General features: G+C 73.0%; 14 protein-coding genes. 9 read left to right on the top strand and 5 right to left on the bottom strand.

Annotated elements, in window-relative coordinates; genetic code table 11:
- Positions 1–26 precede the first annotated feature (26 nt).
- Positions 27–1,235 carry a CynX/NimT family MFS transporter gene (locus tag ACWDS7_RS22820; RefSeq protein ID WP_451930902.1) on the bottom strand — a complete coding sequence of 403 codons (1,209 nt, stop codon included), beginning with the start codon at positions 1,233–1,235 and terminating at the stop codon, positions 27–29.
- 145 nt (positions 1,236–1,380) lie between these two features.
- On the opposite strand from ACWDS7_RS22820, the gene ACWDS7_RS22815 reads away from it, so the two are divergent.
- The 7 genes from ACWDS7_RS22815 to ACWDS7_RS22785 all read left to right on the top strand — a co-directional run bounded on the left by ACWDS7_RS22815 (position 1,381) and on the right by ACWDS7_RS22785 (position 7,963).
- Entirely contained in the window at positions 1,381–2,205 is an 825-nt protein-coding gene (locus tag ACWDS7_RS22815; protein WP_451930901.1) for a CoA transferase subunit A, read from the top strand.
- 73 nt (positions 2,206–2,278) lie between these two features.
- Positions 2,279–3,046 carry a CoA-transferase subunit beta gene (locus ACWDS7_RS22810; protein WP_451930900.1) on the top strand — a complete coding sequence of 256 codons (768 nt, stop codon included), beginning with the start codon at positions 2,279–2,281 and terminating at the stop codon, positions 3,044–3,046.
- A complete protein-coding gene (locus ACWDS7_RS22805; protein ID WP_451930899.1) occupies positions 3,043–4,218 on the top strand; it encodes a thiolase family protein in 1,176 nt (391 codons plus the stop codon). Before ACWDS7_RS22810 ends, ACWDS7_RS22805 begins: the two co-directional genes overlap by 4 nt.
- Before the next feature lie 65 nt (positions 4,219–4,283).
- Positions 4,284–5,615: a 3-carboxy-cis,cis-muconate cycloisomerase gene (pcaB, locus tag ACWDS7_RS22800; protein ID WP_451930913.1), complete on the top strand. Its 1,332-nt coding sequence runs from the start codon at positions 4,284–4,286 to the stop codon at positions 5,613–5,615.
- Between the two features lie 91 nt (positions 5,616–5,706).
- A complete protein-coding gene (gene pcaC / locus ACWDS7_RS22795; protein ID WP_451930898.1) occupies positions 5,707–6,105 on the top strand; it encodes a 4-carboxymuconolactone decarboxylase in 399 nt (132 codons plus the stop codon).
- Positions 6,089–6,916: an IclR family transcriptional regulator gene (locus tag ACWDS7_RS22790; RefSeq protein ID WP_451930897.1), complete on the top strand. Its 828-nt coding sequence runs from the start codon at positions 6,089–6,091 to the stop codon at positions 6,914–6,916. The genes pcaC and ACWDS7_RS22790 overlap by 17 nt, the downstream gene beginning before the upstream one ends.
- A gap of 87 nt (positions 6,917–7,003) precedes the next feature.
- Complete coding sequence (locus ACWDS7_RS22785; protein WP_451930896.1) at positions 7,004–7,963, top strand: LacI family DNA-binding transcriptional regulator; 960 nt, start codon at positions 7,004–7,006, stop codon at positions 7,961–7,963.
- Here the strand turns inward: ACWDS7_RS22785 and ACWDS7_RS22780 are convergent.
- Positions 7,960–9,156: an MFS transporter gene (locus ACWDS7_RS22780; RefSeq protein ID WP_451930895.1), complete on the bottom strand. Its 1,197-nt coding sequence runs from the start codon at positions 9,154–9,156 to the stop codon at positions 7,960–7,962. The two genes, ACWDS7_RS22785 and ACWDS7_RS22780, sit on opposite strands and share 4 nt — an antisense overlap.
- 66 nt (positions 9,157–9,222) lie before the next feature.
- Here ACWDS7_RS22780 and ACWDS7_RS22775 point away from each other — a divergent pair, with 66 nt between their 5' ends.
- Positions 9,223–10,209 (top strand): ArsR/SmtB family transcription factor, encoded by a 987-nt coding sequence (locus ACWDS7_RS22775; protein WP_451930894.1) that lies wholly within the window; start codon positions 9,223–9,225, stop codon positions 10,207–10,209.
- A gap of 1 nt (position 10,210) precedes the next feature.
- Here the strand turns inward: ACWDS7_RS22775 and ACWDS7_RS22770 are convergent, their stop codons facing one another.
- Genes ACWDS7_RS22770 through ACWDS7_RS22760 form a run of 3 tightly spaced genes read right to left on the bottom strand, consistent with a single transcriptional unit; the run spans position 10,211 to position 13,351 of the window.
- The gene (locus ACWDS7_RS22770) at positions 10,211–11,128 is read right to left on the bottom strand and encodes a carbohydrate ABC transporter permease (RefSeq protein WP_451930893.1); all 918 of its coding nucleotides are present in this window, start codon (positions 11,126–11,128) and stop codon (positions 10,211–10,213) included.
- Entirely contained in the window at positions 11,125–12,012 is an 888-nt protein-coding gene (locus ACWDS7_RS22765; RefSeq protein WP_306865264.1) for a carbohydrate ABC transporter permease, read from the bottom strand. The genes ACWDS7_RS22770 and ACWDS7_RS22765 overlap by 4 nt, the downstream gene beginning before the upstream one ends.
- 52 nt (positions 12,013–12,064) lie before the next feature.
- Positions 12,065–13,351, bottom strand: coding sequence for an ABC transporter substrate-binding protein (locus ACWDS7_RS22760; protein WP_306865263.1), 1,287 nt, complete (start codon positions 13,349–13,351; stop codon positions 12,065–12,067).
- A 683-nt stretch (positions 13,352–14,034) separates the two neighbouring features.
- Here ACWDS7_RS22760 and ACWDS7_RS22755 point away from each other — a divergent pair.
- Complete coding sequence (locus ACWDS7_RS22755) at positions 14,035–15,756, top strand: RICIN domain-containing protein (protein ID WP_451930892.1); 1,722 nt, start codon at positions 14,035–14,037, stop codon at positions 15,754–15,756.
- Positions 15,757–15,895 lie beyond the last annotated feature (139 nt).

The following is a 15,895-nucleotide window of genomic DNA, read 5'->3' as shown; positions in this document are numbered from 1 at the left end:
CTCCGGAGTTTTCGGCGACTTTTGTCCTATTTTGCGATGGCGGGGGAATGTGCCTTCTCCGTGCCGGCGGCCACCGGGCGGCCGGCCAGGAACCCGGCGACCAGTTGCAGCCCGCACGCGCCGAGCCCGGCCAGCAGCGGCAGCGTCCAGCCGCCCGAGCCCTGGCGGAGCACCCCGATCAGGAACGGGCCGAGCGCCGCCAGCACGTATCCGGCGGACTGGGCGACGGCCGACAGCGCGGTGACCGAGGCGGGGTCGGGGGCGCGCAGCGTGATGATCAGCAGGGCGAGCGCGATCGAGGCGCCCTGCCCCAGGCCCAGCACCGTCATCCACAGCCAGGGAAGGGTCGCCGGGGCGGCCAGCACGCCGACGTATCCCGCGATGGTCAGCACGGTCGCGGCCGTCACGTGCGGCACCTGCGACCGGGCCCGCCCCGCGAGGATCGGGACCGTGAGGGTCGCGGCGATCTGCGCCAGGTTGGTCAGGCCGAGCATGTAGCCCGCCTGGTCGGCGGGGAGTCCCGCGTCCCGGAAGATCGTGGGCACCCAGGCGAGCATGATGTAGAAGGTCAGCGACTGAAGGCCCATGTAGGCGGTGACGGCCCAGGTCACCCGGCTGCCCAGCACCGCGCGGAAGGACCGGGGGGCGCTCCCCCGGCGCGCCGGGGAGCGCAGCGCCTGGGGCAGCCAGAGCACGGCCGCCGCCACGGCCGGGACGGCGGCCGTCGCGGTCGCCTCGCGCCAGCCGTACCCGGTGGCACGCTCCAGCGGCACCGTCAGCCCGGACGCGGCGGCGGCGCCCAGCACGAGGCCGGAGACGTAGACCGAGGTGAACAGGCCGACGCGGGTGGGGAAGTGCTGCTTGACGACGCCGGGCATCACCACGTTCATGATGGCGATGGCCGTGCCGGCGACGGCCGCCCCCGCGTAGAGGGCCGGGACGCTCCCGGCGGCACGCAGCACCACCCCGGCCGCCAGGATCAGCAGCCCGGCCAGCAGCGTGCGGTCCAGCCCGACCCGGCGGGCCAGCAGCGGGGCGAGCGGGGCCAGCACCCCCAGGCAGACCACCATCACCGTGGTGATCGCCCCGCCGCCGGCCGCGCTCAGCCCGAGGTCGGCCATGATCTCGCTCAGCACCGGCGAGACCCCGGCCAGCGCGGGCCTCAGGTTGAGCGAGGCGAGCACGAACCCGGCGATCAGCAGGGCCCGCGACAGCCTGACTCCCCGATCAGTCATTGCCCCACTTTCCCATAATCCCGGCGTAGACCGCCGGAAGGTGTATTTCGCGATATTTCCCTGCATTGACCTTCCAGACGGCGGGTCAGTATGTTCGCTGAAAGAACAGTCGTCCGCATGACGAACATACCTACGAGGGGGCGAGATGGCCACGGTGGTTCCGCTCGCCGACGCGGTGGCGGATCTCGTGCACGACGGTGACAGCGTGGCGCTGGAGGGCTTCACCCACCTGATCCCCTACGCGGCCGGACACGAGATCATCCGACAGGGCCGCCGCGACCTCACGCTGATCCGGATGACCCCCGACCTGATCTACGACCAGATGATCGGGATGGGCTGCGCCCGGCGGCTGGTCTTCTCCTGGGGCGGCAACCCCGGGGTGGGGTCGCTGCACCGCTTCCGCGACGCGGTGCAGAACCGCTGGCCCGCGCCGCTGGAGATCGAGGAGCACAGCCACGCGGGCATCGCCAACGCCTACGTCGCCGGGGCCTCCGGACTGCCCTTCGCGGTGCTGCGCGGCTACCGGGGCACCGGCCTGCCCGCCCACACCGCCCGCGTCCGGCCGATCACCTGCCCGTTCACCGGCGAGGAGCTCACCGCCGTCCCCGCGCTCAACCCCGACGTCGCCGTGGTGCACGCCCAGCGCGCCGACCGGCGGGGCAACGTGCAGCTGTGGGGGATCACCGGGGTGCAGAAGGAGGCCGTCCTGGCGGCGCGGCGCTCCCTGGTCACCGTGGAGGAGGTGGTCGAGGAGCTGGAGCCACGGCCCGGCGCGATCGTGCTGCCCGGCTGGGCGATCACCCACGTGTCCGAGGCCCCCGGCGGCTCCCACCCCTCCTACAGCGCCGGCTACTCCACCCGGGACAACGACTTCTACCGCGCCTGGGACGGGATCAGCCGCGACCGCGAGACCTTCACCGCCTGGATGGCCCGACACGTCCTCACCCCCGGAGCGGAGGCCCGCCGATGAGCGCCGTACCCGTCCCCCCGCGAGGAGCCCGGTCCGCGGGGCATGCCCCCGGCCCCGGCCCGGAGGCCGGCCGATGACCGCGGCCTACACCGCCGACGAGATGATGACCGTGGCGGCGGCCAGGCGGCTGCGCGAGGGCCAGTCGTGCTTCGTGGGCATCGGCCTGCCCAGCACCGCCGCCAACCTCGCCCGCCGTACCCACACCCCCGGCCTCGTGCTCGTCTACGAGTCGGGGACCATCGGCGCCAGGCCGGACCTGCCGCCCCTGTCCATCGGGGACGGCGTGCTGGCCGACACCGCCGACGCCGTCGTGAGCGTTCCGGAGATCTTCAACTACTGGCTCCAGCCGGGCCGCATCGACGTCGGTTTCCTGGGCGCCGCCCAGATCGACCGGTTCGCCAACATCAACACGACCGTGATCGGCCCCTACGCCGATCCGGAGGTCCGTCTCCCCGGCGCGGGCGGGGCCCCCGAGATCGCCGCCTCCTGCCGCGAGGTGACCGTGATCGTACGGCAGAGCCGCCGCGCGTTCGTCGACCGCGTGGACTTCGTCACCTCCGTCGGCTTCGGCTCCGGTCCGGGCGACCGGGAGCGCCTCGGCCTGCGCGGCGGCGGCCCCCGCACCGTGATCACCGACCTGGCGATCCTGGAACCCGACCCGGCGAGCAGCGAGCTGGTCGTCACCCACCTGCATCCCGGCGTCACCCTCGACCAGGCCCGCGCGGCCACCGGCTGGGACCTCGCGACGGCCGCCGAGCTGCGCGAGACGGCTCCCCCCACCCCCGAGGAGCTCGGCGTCCTGCGCCACCTCACCGGCGACAGCGGGAGGACCCGGCCATGAACGACGTCTTCGTCCTCGACGCGGTCCGCACGCCCATCGGCCGCCACGGCGGCGCGCTGTCGGGCGTCCGCCCCGACGACCTGGCGGCGCACGTGGTCCGCGCGCTGGCCGCCCGCTCCCCCGGCCTCGATCCGGCGGCCGTCGACGACGTGTTCTTCGGCGCGGCCAACGGCGCGGGCGAGGACAACCGCGACGTCGCGCGGATGGCCGTCCTGCTCGCCGGGCTCCCGGTCACGGTGCCGGGCACGACCGTGAACCGGCTGTGCGGGTCCGGACTGGAGGCGGCCGTCGCCGCCTCCCGCGCCGTGGCCGTGGGCGACGCCTCCCTGGTGATCGCCGGCGGGTCGGAGTCGATGAGCCGGGCGCCATGGGTGATGCCCAAACCGCCGCGCGGCTTCGACCGGGGGCCGCAGACCCTGCACGACACGGCCCTCGGCTGGCGCATGGTCAACCCCCTGATGCCGGCCGAGTGGACGGTCGCCCTGGGCGAGGGCGCGGAGATCCTCGCCGACCGCTACCGGATCACCCGCGAGGCCCAGGACGCCTTCGCCCTCCGCAGCCACCGGCGCGCGGCGGCGGCCTGGGAGCGCGGCGTCTTCGGCGGCGAGGTGGCCCCGCTCGACGCCCTCGACCGTGACGAGTGCGTCAGGGCCGACGCGACACCGGAGGCGCTCGCCCGGCTCAAGCCGGTCTTCCGCCCCGGCGGCACCGTCACCGCCGGCAACGCCTCCCCCCTCAACGACGGCGCCGCCGCCCTGCTCATCGGCGACGAGGCGGGGGCCGGGCGGGCCGGCCGTACGCCGCTGGCGCGGATCGCGGCGCGGGCGGCGGTCGGCGTGGAGCCGCACCTGTTCGGCATCGGACCGGTGGAGGCCGCCCGCACGGCGCTCGGCCGCGCGGGTGTCACCTGGTCCGATCTGCGCGCCGTCGAGCTCAACGAGGCCTTCGCCGCCCAGTCCCTGGCCTGCCTGGCCGAGTGGCCGGACCTCGACCCGGAGATCGTCAACGTCAACGGCGGTGCGATCGCCCTCGGCCATCCGCTCGGCTCCTCGGGCGCCCGCATCCTGGGCACCCTCGCCCACGAGCTGCACCGTCGCGGCGGCGGCTACGGCCTGGCCGCCATCTGCGTCGGGGTGGGCCAGGGGCTGGCCGTCGTTCTGGAAGGTGTTTGACGTTCACCGCGACGCTCACCCATATACGTGACAATCTGTCGACATCATCATTACTGGAGGTGAGCATGACCTTGTCGGCGCGCGACGGACTGTTCGCGGGGATGTTCGCCAGGGGCGGTGCCGCGCCAGAGGTGTCGGACGCGGCGTGGCTGGCGGCGATGCTGGACGTCGAGGCCGCGCTGGCCACCGCCCAGGCGGGGATCGGCCTGATCCCGGACGAGGCGGTCGAGGCGCTGGAGGCGGCCTGCCGGCCGGAGCTGTTCGACCTCGCCGAGCTGGGCGGCCGGGCCGCGCCGGCGGGCAACCCGGTCATCCCCCTGGTCGCCGCCCTGCGCGAGCGGGTCAAGCCCGAGCTGCGGCGATACGTGCACTACGGCGCGACCAGCCAGGACATCAACGACACGGCCGCGATGCTGGTCGCCTGCCGCGCCCTCGCGCCGCTCCTGGCCGACCTGTCCGCCTGCGCCGACGCGTGCGCGCGCCTGGCGGCCGGGCACCGCGACACCGTGATGGCCGGGCGCACGGTCCTGCAGCAGGCGGTGCCGATCACCTTCGGGCTCAAGGCCGCGGGCTGGCTGAGCGCGCTGGACCGGTCGCGGGCGGAGCTGGCGGAGCTGCCGCTGCCGGTCCAGTACGGCGGGGCGGCGGGCACCCTGTCCGCCCTCGGCGGCCGGGGCCACGAGGTGCTGCCGCGCCTGGCGGCCGGGCTGGGCCTGGCCGAGCCGGTCCTGCCCTGGCACACCGACCGCGCCCCGGTCGCCCGGCTGGCCTGCGCCCTCGGCACGGCCGCCGGGACGCTCGGCAAGATCGCCACCGATGTGAAGCTGCTGGCCCAGACCGAGGTGGGAGAGGCCGCCGAGCCGTCGGCCCCCGGCCGGGGCGGCTCCAGCGCCATGCCGCACAAGCGCAACCCGGTGGGCGCGGTGTCGGTGCTCGCCTGCGTCCAGCGCGTCCCCGGCCTGGTGGCCTCGGTGCTCGCGGGCATGGTCCAGGAGCACGAGCGCGCCGCCGGCCCCTGGCAGGCCGAGTGGGAGACGCTCGGCGAGCTGCTCCGGCTCACCGGCAGCGCCGCGTCCTGGCTCGGCGAGGTGCTGGAGGGCCTGACCGTCGACCCGGCGCGGATGCGGGCCAACCTCGGCGCGGCGCGGGGGCTGCCGATGGCCGAGCACGTCGTCGCCCGGCTCGGCGGCACCCCTGAGGCGCGCGGGCTGGTGGACGCCGCCTGCGCCCGGGCGGCCGCCGAGGGCCTGTCGCTGCGCGAGGCGCTGCTGGCCGGGCCCGGCCTGGCTCTGACGGCGCAGGAGCTGGAGGCCGCCCTGGACCCGGCGGGCTATCTCGGCTCCGCCGGGGTCTTCGTCGACCGGGTGGTCGCGGCCCACTTCGACCCCCCGGAGTGACCGGGTGGTCGCGGCCCGCACGGCCCCTCGGGGTGACAGGTGGCCGCCTCCCGCGGGGACGGCCCGCGGCGACACGACAAGGAGCTGACGGATGGACATGTGGAGCGCCGGAGACGCGACGCGCCGGGCCGTACTGGGCGACGAGCACGTGGACCGCGCCGCCGCGGGCGCCACGCCGTTCACCGCGGACTTCCAGGAGCTCATCACCAAATACGCCTGGGGGGAGATCTGGACCCGTCCCGGCCTGGACCGGCGCACCCGGAGCTGCCTCACCCTCGCCCTGCTGACCGCGCTCGGGCACGAGCGGGAGCTGGCCATGCACGTGCGGGCGGCGCTCCGCGTCGGGCTCACCGAGGAGGAGATCAAGGAGGTGCTGCTGCACACCGCGGTCTACGCGGGCGTGCCCGCGGCCAACCGCGCGTTCGCGGTGGCGCAGGCGGCACTAGAGTTCGAGCGGAACGAGGAGGACGGGGATGGACGGACCGGTTGACCGAGACGTGGACGGACCGGTCGACCGCGGCCCCGACCACGTGCAGTCGCTGGCCCGGGGGCTGTCGGTGATCCGGGCGTTCGGCGCGGCCACCCCCGAGCTGACGCTCAGCGAGGTCGCCCGCGCCACCGGTCTGACCCGGGCGGCGGCCCGGCGGTTCCTGCTGACGCTCGTCGACCTCGGCTACGTCCGGACCGACGGGCGGCTGTTCGCGCTCTCCCCCCGCGTGCTGGAGCTCGGCTACGCCTACCTGTCCGGTCTCTCCCTGCCCGAGGTCGCCGAGCCGCACCTGGAGCGGCTCGTCGCCGAGGTGCACGAGTCGGCGTCCGTGGCCGTGCTCGACGGCGAGGACATCGTCTACGTGGCCCGGGTGGCCACCACCCGGATCATGCGGGTGACCATCGCCATCGGCACCCGCTTCCCGGCCCACTGCACCTCGATGGGCCGGGTGCTGCTGGCCGCGCTCCCCCCGGAGGAGCTCGACGCCTGTCTCGGCCGCGCCGGGCTGCGCGGGTTCACCCCCCGGACCGTCACCGAGCCCGCCGCCCTCCGGGCCGAGCTGGACGGCGTCCGCGCGCGGGGGTGGGCGGTGGTCGACCAGGAGCTGGAGGAGGGGCTGCGCTCGGTCGCCGTGCCGGTCCGGGAGCGCTCCGGCCGGGTGGTCGCCGCGATGAACATCTCCTCCCACGCGAGCCGGACGACCGTCGAGTCCCTCCAGCGCGACCTGCTGCCGCCGCTGCTGGCCACCGCCGCGAGGGTGGAGTCCGACCTGCGCGCGACGGGCGTGCGGGGCGGCATGCTCTCCCGGTGAGCAGCCGGGCTGGATGACAACGTTGTCAACCGGCTGGACTTGGGCGATGATCGGGCCGTGGCAGACAGTGTCCGTGGACGTCCCACCATGAAAGATGTCGCGGCGGCGGCCGGGGTGGCGCTCAAGACCGTCTCCCGGGTCGTCAACGAGGAGCCGGGGGTCAACCCCGCCACCGCCGAGCGGGTCCTGTCGGCCATCGAACGGCTCGGCTACCGGCGCAACGAGAGCGCCCGGGTGCTGCGCCGGGGCCGGACCGCGAGCATCGGCCTGGTGATCGAGGACGTGGCCGACCCGTTCTACTCCGGGATCAGCCGCGCGGTCGAGGACGTGGCGCTCCGGTACGGCTCACTGGTGCTCAGCGGCTCCTCGGGGGAGGAGCCGACGCGCGAGCGGGAGCTCGTCCTCACCTTCTGCTCCCGCCGGGTGGACGGCCTGATCATCGTGCCGGCCGGGGACGACCACGACTACCTGAGGCCCGAGCTCGACGCGGGCATCGCCGCCGTCTTCGCCGACCGGCCGGGCGGGCTGGAGGTGGACACGGTGACCTGCGACAACAACGGCGGGACGCACACCGGGGTCACCCACCTGATCCGGCACGGCCACCACCGGGTCGCCTTCCTCGGCGACAGCTCGTCCATCTTCACCGCCGCCGAGCGCCTGCGCGGCTACCGCCGCGCCCTCGCCGACGCGGGCCTGTCGTTCGACGGGTCGCTGGTGGCGACGGGCCCCCCGGAGCAGGCCGGGCCCGCGCTGGCCCGGATGCTCTCCGGCGACGACCCGCCCACCGCGGTGTTCACCGGCAACGGCCGGATCACCGTGGCCACGCTGCGCACCGGGCACCGGCTCGCCATGGTCGGCTTCGACGACTTCGAGCTCGCCGACCTGCTGGTGCCCGGAGTGACCGTGGTCGCCCAGGACCCGGCCAAGCTCGGCCGGACCGCGGCCGAGCTGCTCTTCCGCCGCATCACAGGGGAGCCGGGCCCAGCCGCCCGGATCGAGCTGCCCACCCGGCTCATCCCCCGCGGCTCCGGAGAGCTGCGCCCCTAGCCCGGCACCGGGGACGGCCGCAGGGAGCGGTGGAGGGCGAGGGAGCACCCGATGACCGCCAGGCCCGCGGCGGCGATCGCCAGGTGCGGGGCCGCCAGCTCGGCGGCGGCGCCCACCAGCGCGGCGCCCAGCGCCTGGCCGGTCATCGCGCCCGCCGACACCAGCCCGAAGGCCTGTCCCCGGACCCGCTCGGGCACCGCCTCCAGGAACCTCCGCTGCAGCCCGAGCTGGTAGGCGCCGCTGCCCGCCGTGGCGAGCACGGCGATCAGGACGGCCCCCGCGAGGCCCGGTTGGAGGGCGAAGCCGAGCAGCGGCACCCCGGCGAGCACCGCCAGGGGCAGCGCCAGCCGCTCCCGCGCCGACGGCGCGGCGAACCGGCCGACGGCGAGGTTCCCGGCCGCCAGCCCCGCGGACGCGGCGGCGAGCGCGATCCCGGCCGTGCCGCCCAGGTAGGGCACGAGCATCGCCTCGGCGCCCGTCACGAACGACACCGGCAGCCAGTGGGCGAGCAGCAGCCCGCGCACCCTGGCGTCGGCCAGCAGGGACCGGTTGACCCGCAGGGTCTCCCGTACGGCGCCGCCGCCCACCGCGCCCCGGGCCGGCAGGCCGGGCAGCCCGGCCCGGAGCACCACCGCGGCCACGGCCGACAGCACGGCGGTGCCGGCCAGCGCCCCGTCCGGGCCGGCGGCGGCGAGGATGCCGCCGCCCACCGCGAGCCCGCCGATCTGCGCCCCGGCGGCCGTCATGGACAGCACCGACCTGGCCAGCACGAACGCGTCACCCGGCAGCAGGTCGGGCAGGAGGGCGCTGCGGGCGGCGGCGAAGACCGGCGAGAACAGCCCGGTCAGGAGGACCAGGGCCAGCATCGCCCAGACGGGCAGCCCGGCGAAGGCCAGCAGCAGGCAGGTCACCACCCGGACCAGCTCACCGGCGATCATCAGCTCGCGCGGCCGGAGCCGGTCGGCCAGCGAGAGCAGGAACGTCCCGCCGACGATGTAGGGCAGGAAGCCCAGCATGTACGTCGCGGCCGACAGCCCGGGCGACCCGGTCCGTGTGTAGACCAGGGCCGACAGGGCCAGCATCTTGATCTGGTCCCCGGCCACCAGGAGCGCGAAGCTCCCGAACAGCACCCGGAACTCCCGGCCCGCGAAAACCTCCGTGTAGGTCGCGCCGCGCTCTTGTGTGGGGGTCATGCGGACCATGTTCGGGCGGGCCGGGACGGCTGACTAAGCTTTCGGATATCTCCGAAAGGTCGCTGGATGGTCTACCTGATCGAGGTCAGCCCGCAGGACGTCATGGCGAGCAGGTTCGCCATCTCCCCTCTCATGGTCACCAAGCAGGCGCTCTGGCTGCTGTCCGGCAAGAAGGACGACCCGGTGTGGCGGGCGTGGGTGGACCGGATGCGCGGGCCGTACGAGGGCCTGCTGGCCAGGCAGGCCGGCCTGGGCGCCCTGGTGACGCTGTACCGGGACCGGCTCTACAACGCCGACTTCCCCGCGCCGCCGCCGGCCGGGGTGAGCACCCCCTTCGCCGCCGAGCTCGCGGCCGTGCGGGCGACCCCGGCCGCCCAGGCGCACGGCGAGATCGCCCGGAACCTGGAGGGCATGGCGCGTCCCCCGGACGCGGTCATGGACGTGCTGTTCTCACCGGACGTCGTGGAACTGTTCGCCGCCGCGCTCCAGGCCGTCTGGGACGAGATCGTCGCCCCCTCGTGGCCACGTTTCCACGCGATCCTGGAGCGGGACGTGGTCCAGCGGGCGGGCCGGCTGGCCGCCTACGGCTGGGCGGCGGCGCTGGCCGACCTCAGCCCCCGGGTACGGTGGCGCCCGGACGGGGTCATCGAGGTCGACGCGCGGAGCCCGGACGCGACCCACCGGCTCGACGGACGCGGCCTGCTCCTCGTGCCCTCCCCCTTCGACTGCGGAGTGGGCTCCTACCTCGAGCACGCGTGGCCGTACGCGATCAGCTATCCGGCCCGGGGCGCGGGTATCCCGCACCGGGCGCCCGACGGGCTGGCCGGGCTGATCGGCCGGACCCGGGCCCGCGTGCTCCTGGAGCTGGCCGGCCCGGCGACCACCACCCAGCTCGTCACCCTGCTCGGCCTGAGCCTGGGCACCGTCGGAGGCCACCTGGCCGCGCTGCGCAGGGCGGGCCTGGTCGCCGGGAGCCGCACCGGCCGGGGCGTCCTCTACCACCGCACCGCGCTGGGCGACTCCCTGGTCCATCCTGAGGTGCTCCGGCCGTGAGTCACCCCTTCAGCGCCCCGGCCATGAGACCGCGCATGAAGAACCGGCCGAGCAGGACGTAGACGATCATCGTGGGGATGGAGGCGAGCAGGGCCGCGGCCATCTGCTGGCTGTAGGGGACGGTCTGGGCGCCGGCGATGTTGTTGAGCATGACCGTGGTGGGCCAGCTCTGCGGGCCGGTGAGGAAGACGGCGAACAGGAAGTCGTTCCACATCGAGGTGAACTGCCAGATGATCACCACCGCGAAGGCCGGCCCGGAGACCGGCAGCACCACCGACCAGTAGGTCCGCAGCATCCCCGCGCCGTCCACCCGGGAGGCCTCGATCAGCTCGTCCGGGATGGTGACGTAGTAGTTACGGAAGATCAGCGTGCAGATCGGGATGCCGTAGACCACGTGCGCCAGGAGCAGCCCCGGTATCGCGCCGTAGAAGACCCCCGACGCCCCGGTGACGGACTGGGTGATCTCGTTGAGCTTCACCAGGAGCTGGACCAGCGGGATCATGACCCCCTGGTAGGGGATGAACATGCCGAACAGGAACAGCGTGAACAGCACGTCGGCGCCGGGGAAGCGCCACTTCGACAGCACGTAGCCGTTCATGGAGCCCAGGACCGCCGAGATCAGCGCACCGGGTACGGCCAGCAGCACGCTGTTCCAGATGCCCGGGGCGAGCTTGTCCCAGGCCACCCGCCACGGCTGCGCTGTCCACACCTCGGGCAGCGCCCAGGCCCGGCTGGGGTCGGCCTCGGTCAGCGGCTTGAAGCTGGTGACCAGCAGCACGTAGACCGGGATCAGGAAGATCACCAGGAAGGCGGCCAGCAGCGCCAGCCGGACGCCGCGCGCCCAGCCCGCCCGCCGCCCGGCCCGGCCGCCCGGCCCGTGCGCCCGCACCGGAGGGGTCCGCGTCTCCGTGGCCGTCATGGCCGCCTCTCCTTGCGAAGGGTCCAGACCAGATAGGGGATGACGAACACACTCACCGCGAGCACGATGTAGGCGGCGATGGTGGCGCCCTTGGCCGGGTCGTGGGAGTCGAAGACCGCCACCCACATGAACACGGCGGGGACGTCGGTGATGATCTGCTTGCCGGACACCGCGACGATCAGGTCGAAGACCTTGAGCGAGATGTGCCCGAGGATGATCAGCGCGGACAGCGTCACCGGGCGGAGCAGCGGCAGCACGATGTGCCGGTAGACCTGCCATTCGGTGCAGCCGTCGACCCGGGCCGCCTCCCGGAGGTCTTCGGGGACGCCCCGGAAGCCCGCCAGGAACAACGCCATGACATATCCCGACATTTGCCATATCGCGGGGATGGCCATGGCCGCCATCCCCCAGTCCGGGTTCCGGAACCACTCCCACTGTAGGAAGTCCAGGCCCAGGCTGTCGAACAGCCGGTTCAGCCCGACCGCCCGCTCGTCCTGACCGGAGTTCATCAGCCAGCGCCAGACCACCCCGGTCGCCACGAACGAGATCGCCATCGGGAACAGGTAGACCGCCCGGAAGGTCCCCTCCCCCTTGATCCCCTTCTCCATGAGGAAGGCCAGCAGCCAGCCCAGCGCCAGCGCCCCGAACACGAACACCACGGTGAAGACGACGGCGTGGTTGACCGAGATGCCCCAGCGCTTCTGATCCCAGAGCGTGACGAAGTTCTCCAGGCCGACGAAACTCCCCTCGGAGATCTCGTCGTGCCTGTCGGTCATGGCCAGCCGGAAGTTCCAGCCGAGCATGCCGTACACGAAGACCGCGATGGCGATGATCGACGGCGTGACCAGCAGCAACCCCGGCAGCCACCTGCGCACCCGTGTCACTGACACCCCTTCCACGGGGTACGGCCCGCGTCGCCGCGGGCCGTACCGGACATCACTGACCCGAGTTCTTGGCGGCCTCGGCCAGCGAGGCCTGGAGCGCGGCCACGTCCTTGTCGGTGTGGAAGAGACCGACCGCCTCGTTGATCGCGACCCGCCAGGCGTCGTTGACGACGACGCCGTGCTGGATGGACCCGGCGAGCTTGTTGCTCCCCCAGTCCTTCAGGGCGTCGGCGAGGTAGTCGGTGTAGAGGGAGGTGTCGGCGTCCTTACGGGCCGGGATGGAGCCCTTCTTGGGGTTGAAGGCGTCCTGGCCCTCCTTGCTCGCGGCCACCTTCAGCCACGCCAACGCCCCGTCGCGGTTCGGGGCGCCCTTGGGCAGGGTGAAGCTGTCCGACAGCCACATGAAGGTGCCGCCGGTGCCGGGCGAGGGCGCCCAGTCGAAGTCGGTCTTGGACTTCTTGCCCAGGCCGCCGTCCGGCGGGTTGTGGAAGTAGCCGTAGGCCCAGTCGCCCATGATGGTGAAGGCGGCCTGGCCGTCGGCCACCTGCTTGGCCGCGGGCTGCCAGTCGTCGGCCGGGTCCCCGGCGTAGGACAGGATCGTCTTGAAGTCGTTCAGGGCCTTGGTCATCGCCGGACCCGACCAGTCGGAGCCCGCGGTCCAGAGCTTGTTGTAGGCGTCGGTGCCGAGCGAGCCGAGCAGCACGCTCTCCAGCAGGTGCACCATCGTCCACTCCGAGCCGATCGAGAGCGGGACCTTGCCCGTCTTCTTGACCTTCTCCAGGGCGGCGACGAACGTCTCGATCGTCGCGGGCACCTCGGTGACGCCCGCCTCCTTGAGCACGGCGGGGTTGAACCACATCACGTTGGAGCGGTGGATGTTCACCGGGACCGAGTAGATCTGGCCCTGCACGCTGATCTGGTCGATCAACTGCTGCGGGAAGACGTCCTTCAGCTTGAGCTCGTCGTAGAGGGAGTTGACCGGCTCCAGGTCACCGGCCTTGATGTAGCCCTGCAACTCGGCGCCCGCGTGGCCCTGGAAGGTGTCCGGCGGGGTGTCGGCCTGCAACTTGGTGGCCAGCAGGGCACGCGCCTTGTCACCGGAGCCGCCCGCCACGGCCGCGTCGAAGAACGTCAGGCCGGGGTTCTGCTTCTCGAATATCTCCTTCATGGCCTTCAGGCCGTCGGCCTCACCCGGTCCGGTCCACCAGGAGAAGACCTCAACCTTCTTCTTGCCGTCGGCCTGCGGGCTCTGCGCGGCGCCGCCGCCGTCACCGCAGGCGGTCAGGGTAAGTAGGCCCGCCACGGTGACCGCGACGGCCGCCATCCACCGTCGTCGCATAGCTTCCCGTCCCTTCGGGGTCGAGGTTTCACAGATTCCCCCGAGCAAGATGACAACGTTGTCAGTGGATCAATCAATTCATCTGACACCGAGCGACGTCAAGGTGTGCGCGGATAACTTCTGCGCATCCCGGCCCGGGCCCTGTCACGCGGATCCCGCCGCGGCCGGTGGCCGCGAGTGATCGCCGGCAGGGCCGCGGCCGCCGGATCCCCGCCACACCGGGCGCGCCCCGGTCCACCGCGCGCGGACCACGCCGATCACAGCCCTGAGCTGCCTCTTGTGGCCCGCGGACGGGCTCAGGTCAGCTCTCCGCGGCACGGGGGAGGGCCGGACCATTCGGATTGATCATGCCGAAGTCGGCGGTTATGTTGATCAGCGCTGCCGCCAAGGCGCGCGAAATTCGCAATCGGGGAGCCCCTCACGTGTTTGCCAGACAGACCACCCTCTTAGCCGTGGCGGGAGTCCTCGCCGCCGCGAGCCTCGTCTCCGGGGGGCTGGACGCCTCCCCCGCGGAGGCGGCACCGGCCGCCCCGTGTGCCCGCCCGGCGGCGCCACCCGAGCCGACTGCCCGCCCGACGGCGTCACCCCAGCCGAGTAGCCGTACGACGGCGTCACCCGAGCCGACTGCCCGCCCGACGGCATCGTCCCAACCGGGTGCCCGCACGACGGCATCACCCGAGCCGGTGAGCTGCGTCGACGATCACGACGTGTTCCCCGGCGCGCGGCTCGGCGCGCGGACCGGACCGCAGGGTGATACGGCCCGGCTCACGGCGGCCCAGGCCGAGGCCGCGGTGGAGGCGGCGCCCGCCCGGGTGTTCTGTGAGGGCGACGGGGTGAGCGGCAAGCGCGTCGAGGTGCTGTACGTCCGCGAGCCGAGCATGCCCGACCGCTACAGCAGGCTGCTGCCCATGTTCCAGGCGTGGCTCTCCAACGCCGACGACTCCTTCAACGACGCCGCCGCGGCGGCCGGCAAGAGCCGGCACATCCGCTACGTCACGGAGGCGGTCTCCGGAGGATGTCAGGTCGCGGTCCGTGAGGTCGTCGTGCCCGCCGAGGCGCTGGCCACCTTCGGCAGCGGCGTCGCCGCGGTGCAGGCACTGGGCCACAACCGCGCGGACCGCAAATACCTCATGCTCACCGAGGCGACCGTCGTCTGCGGACTGGGCCAGAGGTACGCCGACGACCGGCCCGGCGCCGAAAACTACAACAACCGTCTCACCTACGCGCGGGTCGACGCGGTCCCCAACTGCTTCGGGGCCAACGCCATCGCCCATGAGCTGGGCCACACGTTCGGCGCGGTGCAGGAGAGCGCCCCGCACTTCTACGGCTCGCACTGCTCGGACCAGTTCGACCTCATGTGTTACGGCGGGACCCCGTCCTGGGCCTGCCTGAAGTGGAACGACTACCGGCTGCCCGACTGCAACCGCGACGACTACTTCAACGTCAGCCCGGCGGCCGGCAGCTACCTCGACACCCACTGGAACATCGCCGACAACGAGTTCTTCGTCAAGGGGGACACCGGCGACGCCGTCGCCCACCCCACGGTCGGCCTCACCTACGCGATCACCAGCGTGTCGACCGGGGGAGCCATCGAGCCGATCGGCGGCTCCACCGCCGGGCTGACCAAGCTCAGCCAGCGTGCCCGCACCAACGCCCTGAGCCAGAGCTGGCTGATGGGATACAAGACCGGCCTCCAGCTCGTCAACATGAACAGCCGGATGTGCGCCGACAGCGCCTACAGCGGAACCGCCTCGGGGACGCAGGCCCTGCAGTACAACTGCAAGGGCACCGACGGCATGCGGTGGGCGTACCTGCCCCAGACGGACGGCAGCTACGCCATCGTCAACTGGCTGTCCGGGCTGGCCTTGACGGTCACGGGCGCGTATCCGGCCCCGCTGGAGCAGCGCCCCTACACCGGCGCGACCGACCAGCGCTGGAAGTTCAACCGGATCCTCAACTCCGTCGGTCCGGGGAACGGTTCGACCTACTACCTGACGGGCGTCGGGAACCGGGAGAACGCCGAGGTCCTCAACGGGGCACTGACGTCCGGCGCGCCGGTGACGCACAAGGCGCATTCCGGTGCGAAGAGCCAGCGGTGGACACTGCGCAACCCCAACTCGTCCACCTCCCCGGACTGGCAGCTGGTCAACGCCAACAGCGGGAAGTGCCTGGACCTGAAGGCGACGAGCACCGCGGCCGGGACCCAGATCGTCCAGTCCACCTGCTCCGCCACCTCCAGCAGGCAGAAGTGGCAGCTGCAACACGTGGCGGACAGGACGTACGTCATCGTCAACAAGTACAGCCGGCGGGCGCTCAACATGACCACCGGCGCGCTGTCCGTCCTGGACCAGCAGGTCCTCGCGGGCGACAACGGCAACCACTTCTGGGCGCTCAAGCAGGTGTAGGTCCGGACCGGGCGGCCCCGCCCCTTCCGACGACGCGCCGCCCGGCCCTCCCCCGCATCCATCCCGAACCCAGGGGCCGACACATGAACCTCCGTGAACCCAACGACCTCACCCTCGTCGAGAAGGCGTCGCTGACCTC

The organism is Streptosporangium sp. NPDC003464, assembly GCF_053588315.1.
Note: the sequence above shows the minus strand (reverse complement) of the source record. Positions and strands in the feature narration are given on the sequence as shown.

What these genes read in the sequence shown, in the direction of transcription:
- pcaC (WP_451930898.1), top strand. Translation starts at nt 5,707, where the DNA reads ATGGACATGTGGAGCGCCGGAGACGCGACGCGCCGGGCCGTACTGGGC.
- ACWDS7_RS22815 (WP_451930901.1), top strand. Translation starts at nt 1,381, where the DNA reads ATGGCCACGGTGGTTCCGCTCGCCGACGCGGTGGCGGATCTCGTGCAC.
- ACWDS7_RS22760 (WP_306865263.1), bottom strand. Translation starts at nt 13,351, where the DNA reads ATGCGACGACGGTGGATGGCGGCCGTCGCGGTCACCGTGGCGGGCCTA.
- ACWDS7_RS22820 (WP_451930902.1), bottom strand. Translation starts at nt 1,235, where the DNA reads ATGACTGATCGGGGAGTCAGGCTGTCGCGGGCCCTGCTGATCGCCGGG.
- ACWDS7_RS22770 (WP_451930893.1), bottom strand. Translation starts at nt 11,128, where the DNA reads ATGACGGCCACGGAGACGCGGACCCCTCCGGTGCGGGCGCACGGGCCG.
- ACWDS7_RS22785 (WP_451930896.1), top strand. Translation starts at nt 7,004, where the DNA reads ATGAAAGATGTCGCGGCGGCGGCCGGGGTGGCGCTCAAGACCGTCTCC.
- pcaB (WP_451930913.1), top strand. Translation starts at nt 4,284, where the DNA reads ATGACCTTGTCGGCGCGCGACGGACTGTTCGCGGGGATGTTCGCCAGG.
- ACWDS7_RS22790 (WP_451930897.1), top strand. Translation starts at nt 6,089, where the DNA reads ATGGACGGACCGGTTGACCGAGACGTGGACGGACCGGTCGACCGCGGC.
- ACWDS7_RS22780 (WP_451930895.1), bottom strand. Translation starts at nt 9,156, where the DNA reads ATGACCCCCACACAAGAGCGCGGCGCGACCTACACGGAGGTTTTCGCG.
- ACWDS7_RS22805 (WP_451930899.1), top strand. Translation starts at nt 3,043, where the DNA reads ATGAACGACGTCTTCGTCCTCGACGCGGTCCGCACGCCCATCGGCCGC.
- ACWDS7_RS22810 (WP_451930900.1), top strand. Translation starts at nt 2,279, where the DNA reads ATGACCGCGGCCTACACCGCCGACGAGATGATGACCGTGGCGGCGGCC.
- ACWDS7_RS22775 (WP_451930894.1), top strand. Translation starts at nt 9,223, where the DNA reads ATGGTCTACCTGATCGAGGTCAGCCCGCAGGACGTCATGGCGAGCAGG.